The following is a 16,757-nucleotide window of genomic DNA, read 5'->3' as shown; positions in this document are numbered from 1 at the left end:
GCTGGAACTCGGCCTGATCGTCCCGGCGCTCTCCCGAGTGCACCCACTCGACCACATCGCCCAAGCCGTCAGGTCCGTGCAGCTCAACGAACACGCAGGCAAAGTCGGCGTACTCTGCCTCGCCCCCCGCGAAGGCCTGGGCATCCAGGATCACCGGCTGCGCGAGCAGATCGGCGAGTCGCGGCTGCACCTGTTCCGCGACCACGCCGACGCTTCGGCGACGCTGGACTCGATCGGCCGGGACGCGGAGCTGATCGGGTCGGCGGCGCGCTGAACCGGCGGCCGCGCGGACCGGGCACGGCGCGAGCCAGGGAGCGCAGTTCAGGAACGCGGGTCAGGAGCGCGGGTCAGGAGCGCGGCACCGGCGAGGCGATGTTGAGGAAGAACTCGTCGATGCTGCGCACCGCGTGCTCGAAGTCGGCCAGGTTGGCCGGCTTGGTGACGTAGGCGTTCGCATGGCGCTGATATGCGTTGGTCACGTCCTGCGGCGCGGCCGACGTGGTCAGCACGACCACCGGGATGACCTTGAGCCTTTCGTCGGCCTTGAGCTCGGAGAGCAGCTCCCAGCCGTTCATCCGCGGCGTGTTCAGGTCGAGCACGATCAGGTCCGGCCGGGTCGCCACCGGGGCGCGCAGCCACTCCAGCGCCGCTAGGCCGTCCCCGGCCCGGTGGATGATCCGCCCGTGACCGCGCTCGCGCAGCGCCTCCGCGATCAGCAGCGCGTCCGCCGCCGTTGAGGAGTCCGGCGCGCAGATTACGCACGACCGGTTGCCACGGGCATCCGGCGACCGGTCGCTGCTTGTCCTACTCATGCAAAACCTGCTGAGCAACGCGGTGAATTTCCGCGATCCGCAGCGGCGGCCGGAAATTCACGTGGCGGCGACGCAGGAGGACGGACTGTGGCGATTCGCGGTCACCGACAACGGCATCGGGATCAGGCCCGAATACACTGAACGCGTGTTCGCGATCTTCCAGCGGCTGCATACCCGGGACGCGTATCCGGGCAACGGCATCGGCTTGGCCCTGTGCCGCAAGATCGTCGAGTTCCACGGCGGCGGCATCGAGCTGATCGAATGCCTTGAGCAGATCACCGTCGCCGAGCGGCCCCGGCCCGAGTTCTTCGCCACCTGCACAGTCGTGTCGATCGACCCGGTCCGGCGGACCGCCTCCGTCGTGCTCGCCGGGCATCACGAGCCGCTGCTGCTCGGGCCCGGCGGGCCGCAGCTTCTGCCCGCGGCGTACGGCGTGGCGCTCGGACTCGGCTCAGGCCGGCGCCGCTGGACCGAGACCGGCCTCGACCTGCCGGACGCCGGGGCCCTGCTGCTCTATACCGACGGTTTGAGCGAGGGGCACACCGGTATGGGCACGCAGCGACTCGGCGTCGAAGGCCTGCGGGAACTGATCGCGGCCGCGCCGCAGGCCGGAGCCGAGGCGTTGCTCGATCATCTGGTGAGCGCGGCGCAGCGGCTCGACTCCGGACGGCACTCCGATGACATGGCGATCCTGCACCTGGATTTCACCCGCCGCGACTGACTGCTGACGCCCTGCCAAGAATCGCCCCGTTTGAGCTCGGCGCGACCGGGCAGCCAGGCGTATTGCGCGCGCGGCCCGAGATCATCACACGGAGGAAGCAACACCCGAGCGTGCGTTGCGCAGTACCGAGACAGACCGAACCAGCAGCCGGCTCCGGCTGCCCCGATCCGACCTGATCCGACTTGGACGAACCTCAACCCGGATTCGCGCCGCCCGCGGGCTGGGCAAGCGAAGCGGTCCGATCACATGGCCGACCCGAATCCGCGATGGGCGGAGCGGGCACGCACGCGTGCGACGCAACGGGTATGGAGTATGCGGTGTCCGAACCTTCCCTGCGGAAGCTGGCCCGGCTGAGCGCGGAGACCACCGCGCCGCGCCGAGCCCGCGACCTCGTCGCGCAGGCCTGCGCGGCCTGGCACGGCGAGCAGTTCCTCGAGATCGGCCAGCTGGTCATCAGCGAGCTGGTCAGCAACGCGGTGCTGCACTCTGGAACGGCGATCGAGGTCGAGCTGCGCCTAGAAGGGGACCGGCTGATCATGCGTGTGCACGACGAGGGCGCCGGCCTGCCTGTGGTCGTGCCGCCGGGGCAGCGAGCGATCGGCGGAGTGGGCCTCGATCTGGTCTCGCGGGTCGCACAGTCCTGGGGCGTCACGCCGGATCCCCGCGGCGGCAAGGACGTGTGGTGCGTGATCGCTTCCACGCGCAACCCGCCGAACGCCTTGTGACGGCCGGCGCTAGCCCGATCGGCGGCGGTCCGCCCGACTCGCAACGGCCGTCGGCGTGCGCAACGATGGCATACTGACCAGCGGATGGCCCGGGTTGGTGAAGCAGCCCACCGTCTCGGGCACGACGCCGCTCCTGTCGTCGAGGGAGCCGCACGATGCCGCAGGACGCTTCGCCGCCTGCGCCGGTGCCGCCCGGTTCTGGCCCGTTCGCCTGCCGCGTGCTGCGGGAGACGGCCGACGCCGCCACGGTCTCGGCGTGCGGCGAGATAGACCTGGCCACCAAGGACCGGCTGCACGCCGCGCTGACGCCGCTGCTCGCCGACGAGCGCGCGCTGCTGCTGGATCTTTCGCAGATCACGTTCATCGACTGCTCGGGTCTTCAGGTGCTGCAGACCGCGTTCCGGGCGCACGGGCGCTTCGCCGTCATCGCGCCGAGCGTGGCCGTGACGCGGCTGCTCGAGCTGTCCGGGGCGCAACTGCCGGTGTACGCCTCCGCGGACGAGGCGATCAGGGAGCTCGCACCAGATCCGCCGCGTTGATCTCCTCCGGGTCCTGGCCGGTGAGGATCACATACCTGGCGACGTCTCCGATCTTCGTGTTCAGCCGCTGGGAAGCCTGCACGAGCCGGGTGAACGCTTCCGGCGAGTTGCTGCGGTGACGCTCCATCAGGATGCCGGTGGCCTCGCCGATGACCTGGCGCCGGTCCAGGCCGCCGCGCATCGCCTCCACGGTCGTCGCGTTCCCGAGCGCGAGCGCGGCGTGCGCGGCGTAGAGGGAGGCGATCTCGCCGTCCAGGCCGCTGAAGGCGCCCGGGCGCTGCGCGTGCAGGTTCAGCGCGACCCGCCAGCCGTCGGTCCGGCCGAGGCCACAGGCGATCAGGCTGCGCACGCCCAGGTCGAGCGCCCGCGCCGCGAACTTCGGCCAGCGCGTCTCGGTGGCCATGTCGTCGATGCGCACGACCGCGTCCTGCTCCGCGGCCGCGAGGCACGGACCCTCGTTCTCCTCGCTCTGCACCCGGTCGAGCAGCAGCACGACCTCGTCGGTGTAGGCAGGGCTCTCCATCGTGCGGTCGCGACGCAATGCGGTCAGGCCCGCGTGCTCGGCTCCGTCGACTATTTCAGGCGCCGTATAGACGATGGTTCGCATCGTCTGTTCTATCGATGGCTGCTGATGCAATGATGTGGCCGCTTTGACCAGCCGCCGCGCCAACTTCGTCTCGGCACGGTGCGCGCCCATGCCCGCCGACCTCCTGATCGTTTGTGCGAATGCGCCTTCCGCATTCTGTTCGGCACCAAGTACCCGCCCCCCGAGAAGGAAACCGCTGGCCGGAGGTGGCGCGGGTTACATCGTTCGGGCGGTGTAGAGCAGCTTGCGACGCGAGCAGCGACGCCCGAGCGCCAGCCACCGGCCAGCTCATATCCGGGTGAATTCGAGGTCGAAGATCTGCCGGCCGGCGGCGAGGGCACGGCGCTCGAACTTGGTCACCGGCCGGTCGGCGGGCCGCGGCGCGAAGCCGCCGTGGGCGTTGGACAGGCCGGGGTCGGCGGTCAGCGTGTCCAGCATCTGCTCCGCGTAGGGCGCCCAGTCGGTCGCGCAGCGCAGCGCGCCGCCGGGGCGCAGCCGCTCGCGGATCAGGGAGACGACGTCCGGCCGGATGATCCGGCGCTTGTGGTGCTTCGCCTTCGGCCAGGGGTCGGGGAAGAACACGTGCACGGCGTCGAGCGAACCCGGCTTCATCAGGTCCCTGAGCAGCTCCACCGCGTCGCCGCGGGCCGCACGCAGGTTGGTCAGGCCGCCCCGCTCGGCCAGCAGGAGCAGGTTGGCCAGCCCCGGCGTGTGCACGTCGGCGCCGAGGTAGTCGCGCCCGGGGTCGGCCGCGGCCATCGCGGCGGTCGCCTCGCCCATGCCGCAGCCGACCTCCAGGACCAGCGGGGCCTGGCGGCCGAAGAGCGCGGCGGCGTCGAAGCCGGGGCCGTCGGCAGTGATGTCGTAGCCGCGCCGCGGCCAGAGCCGGCCGAGTACTTCCGCGCGCGCGGCGCCGATCCGCCCACGGCGTGGGTGGAACGTGCGTATGTGCGGTGCGGCCTGCGGCGTCGGCTCCTCGGTGAACATCCGTACCAGCCTAGTGGGCCCGGCTTGGCACACGTACTTGCGCTCCGACTGTCAGCGATATATCGTTAACACATCGGGTAAGTCGCCCGACTACCAAGGAGATAACGATGAGTATCCATTCTTTCCCCATGGACGGACCGTTCCGCGAGCGTCGCGGACGCGGCAAGCGCGATCGGATCGACGAGGGCGGCCGCGAGCAGCGCCGGGCCCGCTGGGAGCGCGGCGAGCACCCTGAGCAGCACGAGGGCCCGCACGAACACCGCGGCCGCGGGCGCGGCAGGCATGGCGGTTTCGGCATGCCTCCGCTTCCGCCGATACCGCCCGGGCCGTTCGGCCCCGGTGGACCGGAGTTCTGGGAGGGCCCCGGCTTCGGGCCGCGCGGACACCGGCGCGGACGCGGCCGGGCCGGGCGCGGCGACGTGCGCGCGGCGATCCTGGCCCTGCTGGCCGAGGAGCCGCGCAACGGCTACCAGATCATCCAGGAGATCGAGCAGCGCACCGACGGGGTGTGGCGGGCCAGTTCCGGCTCGGTGTACCCGGCGCTCGCGCAGCTCGAGGACGAGGGCCTGACCGAACCGGTCGGCGAGGGCGGGCGCAAGCTGTTCACCCTCACCGAGGCCGGCCGGCAGTACGCAGAGCAGAACGGCGAGCAGCTCTCCCGCATCTGGCAGGAGGCCGTCGGCGGCCCCGGCGCGCGGTTCGAGGAGTTCGTGCGCGACCGCGAGCTGCTGGGCCAGCTGGCGATGGCCTACAAGCAGGTCGCCCAGGTCGGCAGCACGGCGCAGCGCGAGGAGGCGCGGGCGATCCTGATCAAGGCGCGCCAGTCGCTGTACAAGATCCTCGCCGCCGACGACGAGCCGAGTGACGCGCAGCCCGGCGAGTAGCAGCACAGCGAGTAACAGCACAGACTGAGCGCGAGTGGGCTTGATGACCTAATCCGCACGCCTTTCGAGCCAACGAGGCCCGGTTCCGGCCATACCGCCGGACCCGGGCTTCGGCCGTCCGCGTACCGGGTCGCACCGGGTACAGTGATGCGCCATGGCACGCCCCCTCAACGAAGTCGTGGAAGCCGGCTGGGCGAAGGCGCTCGAACCGGTGGCCGGACAGATCGCCGCGATGGGCGACTTCCTGCGGGCGGAGGTGGCGGCCGGCCGCACTTATCTGCCGGCTGGGACGAACGTGCTGCGCGCCTTCCAGCAGCCGTTCGACGCCGTACGGGTCCTGATCATGGGTCAGGACCCTTATCCAACTCCAGGGCACGCGGTCGGCCTGAGCTTCTCAGTCGCGCCGAACGTGCGGCCGCTGCCGGGCAGCCTCGTGAACATCTTCCGCGAATACAGCCAGGACCTGGGTTTTCCTCCGCCCTCCAACGGCGACCTCTCGCCGTGGACCGAGCGCGGCGTGCTACTGCTCAACAGGGCGCTGACGACGGCGCCGAGCAAGCCGGGAGCGCACCGCGGCAAGGGCTGGGAGGCGGTGACCGCGCAGGCGATCAGCGCCCTGGCACAGCGCGGCACTCCGCTGGTCGCGATCCTGTGGGGCCGCGACGCGCGGGAGGTCAAGCCGCTGCTCGGAAGCGGGGTGCCGTGCATCGAGTCCGCGCACCCGAGCCCGATGTCCGCCGATCGCGGCTTCTTCGGTTCGCGTCCGTTCAGCCGGGCGAACGATCTGCTGGCGCGCCAGGGCGCCGAGCCGGTCGACTGGCGCCTCGCGTGACGGTCCGCCGCCGGCCGTTTCGCAGTCGGTTGTCTCACAGTCGGCGGTTTCGCTATGCGAACTGGGCTTTTTCTTAGCTTCCGATCATGTGCGACCGGGTCCGCGACGCGCTAACGTGACAACAGGTCACCAAGGTTTCAGCGCCAGGAGGCGGATCATGGCGGCCGGCCATGTCGTGGCGTTCGGGATCGCCGCCGGGGTGAGCATCGTCACCGCGGTCGCCGGGGCGCTGCTGTGCGGTTCGCAGTTCACCAGGTCGCGCAGGCTGCTCCAGCGCGGGTCACATGTGACCGCCCGGGTGGTCGAGGCGATTCCGCAGCATGCCGCCGGGCAGTCCTTCCCCTCGGACGCCGCGCGCATCGTGGTCGAGTACGAGATCGGGGGGACCAGGCACCGCGAGACGATCCTGCTCGCCCGCACCTCGCAGGACAGCTACCGGATCGGCGACGAGCTGGAGGTCATGGCCGGCTGCGGGCGCTCCCCGCACGTGCGCACGAATGAGGAGCCGAACATCGTGTACGGCACGATCGAACAGATCACGGGGGCGGCCTTGGTGATACTCGCCGCCCTTCCGCTGTTCATCATGCTTTCCGTGCACGCCCTCACGCCGTGACTATGCGGTAACTGCGACTGCGAACGCCGCCCGATTCAGTCAGCCGACGAGGTCCCGCAGTGCCCTGACAGCCGTCAGCGCGTCGCGGTGGGTGTTGTAGAGCGCGTTGAATCCGCACCGCAGCACGTCCGGCTCCCGCTTGTCGCAGAGCACGGAACGCCGCGCCAGCTCGGGCACCAGCCGCACGGCATCGCGGTGTCGCAACGCGACTTGGCTGCCTCGGCGTCCAGCGACCCGCGGCGTGGCCACCTCGAATCCGAGCTCTGCCAGCGCCGCGTCGCAGCATTCGATGAAGAAGCCGGTCAGGCTCAGGCTCGCGGCTCGCAGCTCGTTCAGGTCCACGCCGTCGAAAGCGGACAGCGCGGCCTCCAGGCTGAGCAGGGAGAGCATCGGCGGAGTGCCGATCCGAGCACGCGCGATGCCATCGGCCGGCTTGTACGCGTCCTGCATCGCGAACGGATCGGCGTGGCCGTTCCAGCCGGTCAGCGGGTACTGCATCGTATCCTGGTGCCGCGCCGCGGCATATGAGAAGGCCGGCGAACCGGGGCCGCCGGAGAGGTACTTGTAGGTGCAGCCGACGGCGAAGTCGACCTCTGCTTCGTCCAGCCCGATGGGCATCGCGCCGACGCCGTGGCACAGATCCCAGAGCACCACCGCGCCGGCGCCGTGCGCGGCCCGGGTGACGCCCGGCAGGTCCCAGAGTTCGCCGGTGCGGTAGTCGACGATCGGGTATGAGACCACGCATACGTCGCCGCCGATCTCGGCCAGCACAGCCGGAGCTTCAGACGCCGGCACGCGCCGCACTTCGAGGCCGAGCAGCCCGGCCACCGAATCGGTCAGATAGGCATCGGTCGGGAAGTGCGCCGGGTCGGTCAGCAGCACCCTGCGACCGGGACGAAGCCGAGCAGCGGCCATCAGTGTATTGAACAACTGGACGGAGGTCGAGTCGCCCACGACCACCTGGCCCGCGGCCGCGCCGAGCAGTGGGGCGATCCGTTCGCCGATCCGCAGCGGCGCATCCCACCAGCCCTCCTCGAACCAGGAGGAGATCAGGCCGTTGCCCCAATGGCGATGTACCGCGTCCTCGACGGCCGCGGGCACGGCCGCAGGCAGCACGCCGAGCGAGTTGCCGTCGAGGTAGACCAGGTTCGGCGGGATCAGGAATCGCTCACGGGTGTACGCCAGCGCGTTGGCCGCGTCGAGCTTCGCGGCCACCTCAGCGAGTTCCGCAAGCGTCGCCTCAGTGTCAGCGTTCGATGGCGTCGCTGTGCTCGATGGCGTCGCTGTGTTCGATGGCGTCACGGTCACGGTCATGCCCATCCCTGGTCGCGCAGAGTCCACAGATCGGGGAAGTACTTGCGGTGTACGCCACGCTCCAGCCATTGGGCGCCCGAGGTGCCTGCCGAGCCCGGCTTATCGCCCATCGAGCGCCAGACCGACAGCAGGTGCCGTTGCTTCCAGCGCAAGTGCCGCTCGGCCGTGTCGAACAGCGCGTCGCCGAGGTCCATCAGGTCCGCGTGCGGTGCGTCGCCGCCGCCGTATACCGCACGCCACACGGCGACCACGCGATCGTCACCCTGGTACTCGGTCCGCGGATCACGGTCAGCCAGCGCCTGCGGTACGGCATACCCGCGGCGACGCAGCAGCGTGAGCGTCGCGTCGTACAGCGAGGGGGAGGCTGCCTGTGCGGCGAGGTCGGCGTGAATGCCCGGCGTCTGCTCGTGCACGGTCAGCGCGCGCGGGTGCCGGGCGCCGAGCAGGAACTCGATGTGCCGGTACTGGTAGGACTGGATTCCAGAGGCGACCCCGAAGGACTCGCGGAAGGCGTCGAACTCGGTGGGAGTCAGCGTTCGCAGGGCCTCCCACGCCGCGATCAGCGCGTCCTGCACCCCGTGTCCGCGCCGCAGCGTGCGCACCACGCCGCGCACATCGGCGTTCGGGCGGGCCAGTTCGTCGCGGGCGCTTTCCCATTCGTGGCGCAGCAGCGTGAAGTACAGCTCCATGACCTGCGTGACGACGATGAACGACAGCTCGGCCGGCGCGTCGGTGCGCGGGCGTTGCAGCGTCAGCAGGGCGCGCAGCTGCGCGTAGTCCTCGTACTCGTTGAGATCCGTCCGCTCGGGCGCGGTGAGTTTCGCAGGCACCTAAATATGAAACTACCGTCCGCGGCGACCCGGAATGGCCGATGAGACCGCATTGACCGCTACTGGCTTACGATCGAAAGGTGATAGTGCGCAGCGACTTTCCAGACGCCACCGACTGGCTGCTGCTCGCGGAGTTGCAGCGGGACGGCCGGCTCTCCTTCAACGAGCTGGCCCGCCGGATCAACCTGTCCGCGCCGGCCGTCGCCGAGCGGGTGCGCAGGCTGGAGCAGAGCGGTGTGATCACCGGCTATCACGCGCACGTGGACCCGTCGCGGGCCGGGCGCACGGTCGAGGCGCTGGTCCGGATGGCCTGCTACGGACCGCGCTGCCTGCTGCGGCACCCGGACGTCATCGAGCAGAGCCCCGAGATCCTGGAGGTGCACCGGCTCACCGGCGACGCCTGCTGCCTGCTGCGCGTCGCGGTCGGGTCGATGCCCGACTTCGAGGCGCTGATCGACCGGCTCGCGGACCACGGTCAGCCGTCCTCGACGATGGTGCTCTCCTCCCCGCTGGCCTGGCGCCCGGTGCTGCCGTCGCAGTAGCGCACGCCCGTCCAGGTGACGGCCGCCCAAACGCCTGTGCAGGGTCCTGAGTTCTGCCAGACTGCTCAGCGAGCGCTACGGCGAAAGGGGCGGGGCTGTGGACAGCACGAACGCGAAGGCGAACGAGACAGACGAGGCTGCCGGGGGCGGCGGACTGCAGTCCATCGACCACATCGTGGTGCTGATGCTGGAGAACCGGTCCTTCGACCACCTGCTCGGCTACCTCTACCACGACACCGGCAACGTGAGCCCGAGCGGCCAGCCCTTCGAGGGCCTGACCGGCACGGAGTCCAACCCCGGCACCGACGGCAAGCCGGTCCCGGTCTTCCCGATCAGCCCGAGCACCCCGAACGCCTACTTCATGCCCGGCGCGGACCCGGGCGAAGGCTACATGGCGACCAACAGCCAGCTGTTCGGCTCGAACGCGACGCCGAGCGCGCCGACGCTCCCGTCGATGCAGGGCTTCGTGACGAACTACGCCTACACGCTCGGCTGGGAGGGGCGCGAGGGCTGGTCCATCGTCGGCGGGACGCAGCCGCAGGACATCATGGGCTGCTTCACCCCCGAGGCGCTGCCGGTGCTCTCCACGCTGGCCCGCGGCTACGCCGTGTGCGACCACTGGTTCGGCTCGGCCCCGACCGAGACCCTGCCGAACCGGGCCTTCGCGCTGGCCGGGACGAGCCAGGGCCACATGGACGACAAGACCCGCACGTTCACCTGCCCGTCGATCTTCGGCTCGCTGACCGCGGCGAACGTCAGCTGGAGCGTCTACGGCTACAACGCCCAGCCGCTGACCAAGCACAACTTCCCGGACATCACCGGCGCCCCGGCCTCGCACTTCGGCCTGTTCAAGGACTTCACGGCGGCGGCTGCCGCGGGCTCGCTGGCCCAGTTCGTGTTCCTCGAGCCGTCCTGGAGCGCCACCGGCAACAGCCAGCACCCGAACTACGACGTGGCGCTCGGCGAGCAGCTCATCCACGACGTCTACGAGGCGCTGCGCACCGGCCCGCAGTGGAACAGCACCCTGCTGATCGTGACCTACGACGAGCACGGGGGTTGCTACGACCACGTGCCGCCGCCGTGGGGCGCGACCCCGCCGGACAACTCGACCGGTGAGTTCGGGTTCGACTTCACCCGCTTCGGCCCGCGCGTGCCGACGGTCCTGATCTCGCCGCTCATCCCGGCGGGCACGGTCTTCCGGGTCCCCGAGGGCGCGACGCCGCTGGACCACACCTCGATCCTCAAGACGATCGAGGCGCGCTGGAACCTCAAGCCGCTCACCGCCCGCGACGCGGTCGCCGAGCATGTCGGAGCGGCGATCAGCCTGACCACGCCGCGCACCGACGACGCCCTCGCCGGCGTCGTCGTGCCGGTCTCCGGCGGCGTCACCCCGTCCGCGGGGAAGATCAGCCACCTGCAGGAGGTCCTGGCCGATCTGATGGCCCGCCAGGTCCCGGCCGGCGCGCACGTGCCCGCACCGCGCACGAGCGAGGAGGCGGACGAGTTCATCCACGAGCGCTCGCAGGCGGAGGTCGAAGGCGGCTGAGGTCGGTCCGCTCGGCGCTTCAGTGCTTCAGCGCGGCCAGGATGCGCTGCTCCTCGGCCGGGGCCAGGCCGTGGCCGTTGATCCGGCCGTCCTTGTCGGCGAGCGAGGGCGCGTCCTTGAGCCAGGCCCAGGTGTCCCGGACGGTCTCCTCGATCGGGCGGCAGACCAGGCCGGCCGCCAAGGCCGGCGCGCTGTCCTTGTCCCACACCCCGGCCGCCTCACCCTCTTCCGGACTCCACAGCGGCAGGCCGGACCAGATCGTGACCTCGTGCTCCAGCAGCACCTCGTCCGGCGCCCAGGTGAAGTGCGCGTCGGAGCCGGTCGTCTCCGCGCACGCGGCGAGCCAGTCGCCGAAGGTCGTGTGGCCCTTCGGACCGGCGAGCAGGTACCGCTCGGTGTTTCCCGCCTCGATGCAGTGCAGGCCGAAGCGGGCGATGTCGCGGGCGTCGATCAACTGCATCTGGCGCCTAGGGTCGCCCGGCGCCAGCACCTCGCCGCCGCGCGCGATGCGGGAAAGCCACCAGGTGAGCCGGCCTGAGGTCTCGTGCGGGCCGAGGATGATCCCGGGGTAGTGAACCAGCACCCTGCCGGGGAAGTTCTCGCGGATCGCGCGCTCGCAGCCGGCCTTCAGCGGACCGTACTCCCCCTCCGTCGCGTCCGGCGGGCAGTCGAACAGGGGTGAGTCGGCGTTGAGCGGCCGGCTGGGAAAGTCGGCGAAGGCGGAGGCGCTGGAGATGAACAGATAGGCGCCGGCCGCCTCGGCGAGGGCGCGCGCCCCGTATCCGACGATCTTGGGGACGTAGCCCGAGGTGTCCACGACCGCGTCCCACGGCCCGGCCGCCGTTCCCTCGGCGACCAGCCGTTCGAGGTCCGCGGGGTTCTCCCGGTCGCCGCGCACGGCCGTCACGCCGGGCAGGTCCGGGCCGGAGCGGCCGCGATTGAACACCGTGACGTCGTGACCGGCGTCGAGGGCTTCGGCCGCGAAGGCCCGGCCGAGGAATCGGCTGCCGCCGAGGATGAGGATGCGCACCCCGCCATCCTCTGGCGCGCGGGGATCGGCGGCAACGATGTTCGCGCAGAGCGGATCCGGACCAGGCCCGCGCACCCAAACCGGTGGCTCAAGGAGTCAGTAGGTCAGTCATCGGGGTTGTCACACGCGGGAGGGACCATGAGCACTACCGTCATCAACGGCGCGGCGATGGATAACGACGTCATGGCGGAGGGCGCCATGGGTTCCGGCGCCTTCACCGGCGGCGCGGGATCCACTCCCAGCCTGCCCTACCACGGCATACGCCTCTCCGAGCAGCAGCGGACGCAGTTCGACCGGGACGGCTACTTCATCGTCCGCGACGCGATCCCGGAGGAGCTGCTGGTCCGGCTCGACGAGGCGATGGAGCGGGTCTACGCGCAGGAGAAGGCCGCTGGAGGCGTGCGCCAGGACGACCAGAGCCTGCACCTGATGGGCTTCCTGCACCGCGACAAGACGTTCCTTGAGCTGCTGGAGCTGCCGACGGTCTTCCCGTTGGTCTGGGGAATCCTCGGCTGGAACATCCACGCCTACCATCACCACCTGGACGTGCACCCACCGATTCCGCAGCAGCGGCCGAAGGTGTGGCGCTGGCACCAGGACGGCGGCCGGCAGAACCTTGAGATCGAGACCGAGCCGGTGCGACCCCTGCTGTCGATCCGCGCCTCGTTCTGGCTCTCCGACGCCTCGCAGCCGGGCCGCGGCAACTTCATGTGCATTCCCGGCACGCACAAGACCAGCCGGCTGTCGCGCCCGGAGCACCCGGAGCTGGGTTTCGAGGACCCGCAGGGCGCGATCGAGGTGTGCCCGAACCGGGGCGACGTGGTCATCTTCGACCGGCGGATCTACCACGGCCGGTCCGACAACTACTCGCAGATCACCCGAAGGGTGCTGTTCGTCGGATGGACGTACCGGTGGATCGCGCCGCACGAGGACCGGGTCATCACCCCGGAGCACCCGTGGTGGGACGAGCTGACGCCGATTCAGCAGCAGCTGCTCGGCGGCGGCCGGGACGCCCTCTCGTACTGGGGGCTCGGCGAGGATCACTTCCCGCTGCGCGACTACCTCGCCGAGCGCGGGCTGCTCGACCCCTCGGTCAACAACAACCGGTGAGCTGACGGCCCTGGGCCGCGGCCTGCGAGCGTGCCGGCCGGATCGGGCCGGTCAGATCAGATCGGGCCGGCGCCGTTCGCTGGCCAGGTCTCCTCGAGATAGACCACCGCTCCACGCGCTTCGCGGATCGCGGCGAGCCGGTGCACGATGAACGGACGCGTTCCCTGCGGCAGGTCGCCGAGGTCGAAGAATCCGATCTCGGCGATCTCCTCCGGTTGCGCACGCAGCAGCTCCGGCTCGCGGCACACGCCCGCGTCGAAGGTAAGGCTCAGGAATTGCAACGGGCTGCCGTTGAACCGCTGCGCCCACTGCACCGCAAGCAGCGAACCGACCCGTTCGACGACGTAACCCAGCTCCTCGGCCAGCTCACGCACGCAGGCCTGGGCCGGCGGCTCGTTGTCGTCCACCACGCCGCCCGGCAGCGACCAGCCCTCCCGGTAGGTGTTGCGAACCAGCGCCACCCTCCCCTGCTCGTCGCGCAGCACCGCGTTGGCGGACAGCGCCAACTTGGGCAGACTCGCGAACCACCGGGCCGATTCGAGCGGGCTGTAGGAAGTCACGGAGATCGAGTGTGCCAGACGGCGGACCCACCCGATCGATCGCACCAGCCACCGCGCACTTCCCGGGGGCCGCGCTCGCAGGCGTGTGACCGGACGCGCGGACTGCGGTCAGCCGGTCGCCTTCGCGGCGTTGCCGGTGATGGCCTCCACGATCGCGGGCCACAGCGGTTCGGGCAGATCGTGCGCCAGGCCGGGGAACACGACCAGCTCCGCTCCGTGGACGGCCGCCGCGGTCGCGCGCCCGCCGCTGATGTCGACCAGCGGATCCTGGTCGCCGTGCATGACCAGTACAGGCAGCTTCAGCGTGCCGAGCGCTTCGGTTCGATCGGGCGAAGCGGCGATGGCGGCCACCTGACGCGTGGCACCTTCCGGCCGGTACGAACGCTCGTACGCGTCGACGGCACGCCGGTACCGCACCTCGTCGGTTACCGCGTATTCCGGAGTCTTCGAGCCGATGATGCGTTGCACGATGACCGTGCGCTCAATCGCCTGCGCCCGATCCGCACCGCGCGGCGACATCACGGCGGCCAAGGCCTCGCCGGAAGGCTGTCCGACCGCGCGATTCCCGGTCGTCGACATGATGGAGCACAGCGAAAGGACGCGCTCACTGTGCCTGATCGCCAGCTCCTGCGCGATCATCCCGCCCATGGAGGCGCCGACCACGTGCGCCCGTTCGATGCCGAGGGCGTCAAGCAGTCCGGCCGCGTCGTCGGCCATGTCTGCGAGGAAATACGGCGCCGTGCTCGTATCCCCGCCGAGGATGGCGAACAGGTCGGGCTCCGGCATCTGGTCGAACTGCGTGGACAGGCCTATGTCCCGGTTGTCGAACCGGATGACGTAGTAGCCCCGCTCGGCGAGCATCGCGCAGAACCTCGGGTCCCAGGCTGTCATCTGGGTGCCGAGACCCATGATCAGCAGCAGGGGCTGATCCTGCGGCGCGCCGAAGGTGTCGTATTCGAGTTCGATGCCGTTGGCCTCGGCCCGTGGCATGGGCTCTCCTTCCGCTGAAACGGACCCGCGTTCTCCAGATCATCCCAACCCGGCGGCTTCGGTACACCTGCGCGCCTTCGCTGTGTTCAATCGGAGCCGTGTTCAATGGGAGCGTGTCGAATCGTGGAGCGGTACTCGAATCACTGCGCGCCGACCGGACACTCGACCGCTGGCTGCGCGGCCTCGAGACCGAGGACCCGCCGCAGCTCGACGTCACGCTCCCGGAGGCCGACGACCTGCCCGACGTCCTGCTCGATCTGGCCGTCCCGCACGAGGACATCAACGAACTCGTCGCGCTGCGCGCCCGGGTGACCCAGGACGCCGAGGTCCAGCGGCTCCTGGAGCTGGTCACGCGCTCGCTGGCCTGCCGCATCGGCACGATCGGGTACCAGACGCAGGCCCCCGATCTGCCCAAGTCCTGGGGCGCGCTCGGCCGGTACTTCTACGTGTTCGTGTACGTGGCGACGCTGCCGCACACGCTCGACTACCATCGCGGCCTCGGCGTTCCGCCCGAGATCTCCAGCCGCACGCTCGCGGACATCGGCCGGAACATGTCCAGATACCGCACGCGGTACGGCATCGGCGGCATGCTCCATCCCTGGTGGCCCGCGCTGCACCTGCGCGGTGAGCTCTACCAGCTCGGGCGCTTGCAGTTTCAGCGCGCGACGCTCGGCAACCGCACCGGGAACTCGGTCGCGCAGGCCGGGCTGCCCTATGGTCCCGGCAGCCCGACGCTCGGCCTGCACATCCCGGACCACTACGGTCCGCTCAGTCCGGCGGCCTGCGACCGCTCGCTAGAGCGCGCCCGCGAGTTCTTCGCGCACTGCTACCCCGAGGAGCGCTACGCGATCGCCACCTGCCACTCCTGGCTGCTCGATCCGCAGCTGCAGGGGCGCCTGCCGCCGGAATCGAACATCCTGCGCTTCCAGCGCCGTTTCCGCACCGCGTACGTCTCGCCGGAGGAGTTCGACCAGGGGACGATCGGGTTCGTGTTCGGCGATCCGGACCGGCCGCTGGACGCGCTGCCGCGCCGCAACAGCCTGGAGCGCGCCATCGTTGATCATCTGCGCGCCGGTGAACACTGGCATGTGGGGCACGGCTGGTTCCAGCTGTAACCGGCTGCCGGGCGACCTTAGAACGCGGTGGACAGCCGGCTCCCGCCGTGCAATCTTTGACTCAGTCAAAGGAAAATCTTGCGGGAGTCAACGATGACGACGAGCGCCGACCCGGTGACCGCTGTGCGCGCCTTCACCCGGTTCTATACCGCCCAGCTCAGCGTGTTGCGCGAGGGCCTGCTCGACACCCCGTACTCGATGGCCGAGGCGAGGATCATCTTCGAGCTGCACCACCGCGGCCGCACGGACAGCGCCGACCTGCGCCGGTCGCTCGACCTCGACGCGGGATACCTCAGCCGGATCCTGGCCAGGTTCGAGTCGGACGGCCTGGTGACCCGCCGCCCCTCGCAGACCGACGCGCGGCGGCAGACCGTCACCTTGACCGCGGCCGGCGAGCAGGCGTTCGCCCTGCTGGACCAGCGTTCGAACGAGCAGGTGCAAGCCCTCCTCAAGCCGCTGACCGCCGAGGAGGTGCAGCGGCTCACCGCGGCCATGGACACCGTCCGCGAACTGCTCGGCACCTCGCCGCGCCGGGACGCCTACCTGCTGCGGCCGGCCCGTCCCGGCGACTACGGCTGGGTGATCAGCAGGCACGGCGCCCTCTACGCCGACGAACACGGCTGGGGACCGTCGTTCGAGGCGTACTGCGCGCACGTTGTGGCCGACTACATGGAGAAGCACGACCCGCAGCGCGAGAACGCGTGGATCGCGGAGCTGGGCGGCGCACCGGTCGGCTCGATCTTCTGCGTCCGGCGGGACGAGGAGACCGCGCAGTTGCGTCTGCTGTTGTTGGAGCCGAGCGCGCGCGGCCTCGGCATCGGTGCCCGGCTCGTCGAGGAGTGCGTGCGGTTCGCGCGGCAGGCCGGTTACCGGCGCATGGTGCTCTTCACCACCGAGCTGCAGCGCGGCGCGATGCGTCTCTACGCGAAGGCGGGCTTCCAGTTCATCGAGGAGACCGATGGCGACACGATGGGGACGGGGGCGCGCGAGCAGTTCTGGGCCATGGATCTGTGACGCTCCT

General features: G+C 70.3%; 19 protein-coding genes and 2 pseudogenes. 13 read left to right on the top strand and 8 right to left on the bottom strand.

Annotation, left to right across the window (positions count from 1 at the left end; translation table 11 throughout):
* Nucleotides 1-274 (top strand): annotated as a pseudogene (locus VFB40_RS09345) (hypothetical protein); the annotation flags it as partial.
* A gap of 73 nt (nucleotides 275-347) precedes the next feature.
* On the opposite strand, the gene VFB40_RS09340 reads toward VFB40_RS09345, so the two are convergent.
* Nucleotides 348-812: a response regulator gene (locus VFB40_RS09340; protein WP_324848960.1), complete on the bottom strand. Its 465-nt coding sequence runs from the start codon at nucleotides 810-812 to the stop codon at nucleotides 348-350.
* Between VFB40_RS09340 and VFB40_RS28500 the strand changes: the two are divergent.
* The 4 genes and pseudogenes from VFB40_RS28500 to VFB40_RS09325 form a co-directional block, all read left to right on the top strand.
* Nucleotides 712-1,062: pseudogene (locus VFB40_RS28500) on the top strand (sensor histidine kinase); the annotation flags it as partial. The gene VFB40_RS09340 and the pseudogene VFB40_RS28500 sit on opposite strands and share 101 nt — an antisense overlap.
* Entirely contained in the window at nucleotides 1,036-1,533 is a 498-nt protein-coding gene (locus tag VFB40_RS09335) for a PP2C family protein-serine/threonine phosphatase (protein WP_349261410.1), read from the top strand. The pseudogene VFB40_RS28500 and the gene VFB40_RS09335, both read left to right, overlap by 27 nt.
* Before the next feature lie 317 nt (nucleotides 1,534-1,850).
* Nucleotides 1,851-2,258, top strand: a complete 408-nt coding sequence (locus VFB40_RS09330) for an ATP-binding protein (RefSeq protein ID WP_324848956.1) — start codon at nucleotides 1,851-1,853, stop codon at nucleotides 2,256-2,258.
* A gap of 155 nt (nucleotides 2,259-2,413) precedes the next feature.
* A complete protein-coding gene (locus tag VFB40_RS09325; protein WP_324848954.1) occupies nucleotides 2,414-2,797 on the top strand; it encodes an STAS domain-containing protein in 384 nt (127 codons plus the stop codon).
* On the opposite strand, the gene VFB40_RS09320 is transcribed toward VFB40_RS09325, so the two are convergent.
* Together VFB40_RS09320 and trmB are read right to left on the bottom strand one after the other, a co-directional pair.
* Nucleotides 2,766-3,494 carry a GAF and ANTAR domain-containing protein gene (locus VFB40_RS09320; protein ID WP_324848952.1) on the bottom strand — a complete coding sequence of 243 codons (729 nt, stop codon included), beginning with the start codon at nucleotides 3,492-3,494 and terminating at the stop codon, nucleotides 2,766-2,768. The genes VFB40_RS09325 and VFB40_RS09320 overlap by 32 nt on opposite strands.
* A gap of 177 nt (nucleotides 3,495-3,671) precedes the next feature.
* The gene (gene trmB, locus VFB40_RS09315; protein WP_324848950.1) at nucleotides 3,672-4,370 is read right to left on the bottom strand and encodes a tRNA (guanosine(46)-N7)-methyltransferase TrmB; all 699 of its coding nucleotides are present in this window, start codon (nucleotides 4,368-4,370) and stop codon (nucleotides 3,672-3,674) included.
* 107 nt (nucleotides 4,371-4,477) lie between these two features.
* Here trmB and VFB40_RS09310 point away from each other — a divergent pair, with 107 nt between their 5' ends.
* The 3 genes from VFB40_RS09310 (at nucleotide 4,478) to VFB40_RS09300 (ending at nucleotide 6,699) form a co-directional block, all read left to right on the top strand.
* Complete coding sequence (locus tag VFB40_RS09310; protein ID WP_324848948.1) at nucleotides 4,478-5,254, top strand: PadR family transcriptional regulator; 777 nt, start codon at nucleotides 4,478-4,480, stop codon at nucleotides 5,252-5,254.
* 154 nt (nucleotides 5,255-5,408) lie between these two features.
* Nucleotides 5,409-6,086, top strand: coding sequence for a uracil-DNA glycosylase (locus tag VFB40_RS09305; RefSeq protein WP_324848946.1), 678 nt, complete (start codon nucleotides 5,409-5,411; stop codon nucleotides 6,084-6,086).
* A gap of 157 nt (nucleotides 6,087-6,243) precedes the next feature.
* A complete protein-coding gene (locus tag VFB40_RS09300; protein WP_324848944.1) occupies nucleotides 6,244-6,699 on the top strand; it encodes a hypothetical protein in 456 nt (151 codons plus the stop codon).
* A 39-nt stretch (nucleotides 6,700-6,738) separates the two neighbouring features.
* Here the strand turns inward: VFB40_RS09300 and kynU are convergent, their stop codons facing one another.
* Nucleotides 6,739-8,013 carry a kynureninase gene (gene kynU, locus VFB40_RS09295; RefSeq protein WP_324848942.1) on the bottom strand — a complete coding sequence of 425 codons (1,275 nt, stop codon included), beginning with the start codon at nucleotides 8,011-8,013 and terminating at the stop codon, nucleotides 6,739-6,741.
* Nucleotides 8,010-8,843 (bottom strand): tryptophan 2,3-dioxygenase, encoded by an 834-nt coding sequence (locus tag VFB40_RS09290; RefSeq protein ID WP_324848940.1) that lies wholly within the window; start codon nucleotides 8,841-8,843, stop codon nucleotides 8,010-8,012. Before VFB40_RS09290 ends, kynU begins: the two co-directional genes overlap by 4 nt.
* A gap of 86 nt (nucleotides 8,844-8,929) precedes the next feature.
* On the opposite strand from VFB40_RS09290, the gene VFB40_RS09285 reads away from it, so the two are divergent.
* Nucleotides 8,930-9,385: an Lrp/AsnC family transcriptional regulator gene (locus tag VFB40_RS09285; protein ID WP_349261408.1), complete on the top strand. Its 456-nt coding sequence runs from the start codon at nucleotides 8,930-8,932 to the stop codon at nucleotides 9,383-9,385.
* 184 nt (nucleotides 9,386-9,569) lie between these two features.
* Nucleotides 9,570-10,931 (top strand): alkaline phosphatase family protein, encoded by a 1,362-nt coding sequence (locus VFB40_RS09280; RefSeq protein WP_414642068.1) that lies wholly within the window; start codon nucleotides 9,570-9,572, stop codon nucleotides 10,929-10,931.
* A gap of 19 nt (nucleotides 10,932-10,950) precedes the next feature.
* Here VFB40_RS09280 and VFB40_RS09275 read toward each other — a convergent pair whose 3' ends face one another.
* On the bottom strand, nucleotides 10,951-11,961 hold the full coding sequence (locus VFB40_RS09275) for an NAD-dependent epimerase/dehydratase family protein (protein WP_324848934.1): 1,011 nt from the start codon (nucleotides 11,959-11,961) through the stop codon (nucleotides 10,951-10,953).
* A gap of 138 nt (nucleotides 11,962-12,099) precedes the next feature.
* Here VFB40_RS09275 and VFB40_RS09270 point away from each other — a divergent pair, with 138 nt between their 5' ends.
* On the top strand, nucleotides 12,100-13,071 hold the full coding sequence (locus VFB40_RS09270; protein WP_324848932.1) for a phytanoyl-CoA dioxygenase family protein: 972 nt from the start codon (nucleotides 12,100-12,102) through the stop codon (nucleotides 13,069-13,071).
* 56 nt (nucleotides 13,072-13,127) lie between these two features.
* On the opposite strand, the gene VFB40_RS09265 is transcribed toward VFB40_RS09270, so the two are convergent.
* Both VFB40_RS09265 and VFB40_RS09260 read right to left on the bottom strand, forming a co-directional pair.
* A complete protein-coding gene (locus VFB40_RS09265; protein WP_324848930.1) occupies nucleotides 13,128-13,631 on the bottom strand; it encodes an NUDIX domain-containing protein in 504 nt (167 codons plus the stop codon).
* A 108-nt stretch (nucleotides 13,632-13,739) separates the two neighbouring features.
* Complete coding sequence (locus VFB40_RS09260; RefSeq protein ID WP_324848927.1) at nucleotides 13,740-14,621, bottom strand: alpha/beta fold hydrolase; 882 nt, start codon at nucleotides 14,619-14,621, stop codon at nucleotides 13,740-13,742.
* A gap of 113 nt (nucleotides 14,622-14,734) precedes the next feature.
* Between VFB40_RS09260 and VFB40_RS09255 the strand changes: the two genes are divergently transcribed.
* Both VFB40_RS09255 and VFB40_RS09250 read left to right on the top strand, forming a co-directional pair.
* The gene (locus tag VFB40_RS09255; RefSeq protein WP_324848925.1) at nucleotides 14,735-15,736 is read left to right on the top strand and encodes an acyltransferase domain-containing protein; all 1,002 of its coding nucleotides are present in this window, start codon (nucleotides 14,735-14,737) and stop codon (nucleotides 15,734-15,736) included.
* Between the two features lie 93 nt (nucleotides 15,737-15,829).
* The gene (locus VFB40_RS09250; protein ID WP_324848923.1) at nucleotides 15,830-16,750 is read left to right on the top strand and encodes a bifunctional helix-turn-helix transcriptional regulator/GNAT family N-acetyltransferase; all 921 of its coding nucleotides are present in this window, start codon (nucleotides 15,830-15,832) and stop codon (nucleotides 16,748-16,750) included.
* Nucleotides 16,751-16,757: the final 7 nt, after the last annotated feature.

Origin of the sequence: Actinocrinis sp. (assembly GCF_035650855.1) — a bacterium.
Classification (GTDB): domain Bacteria; phylum Actinomycetota; class Actinomycetes; order Streptomycetales; family Catenulisporaceae; genus Actinocrinis.
Note: the sequence above shows the minus strand (reverse complement) of the source record. Positions and strands in the feature narration are given on the sequence as shown.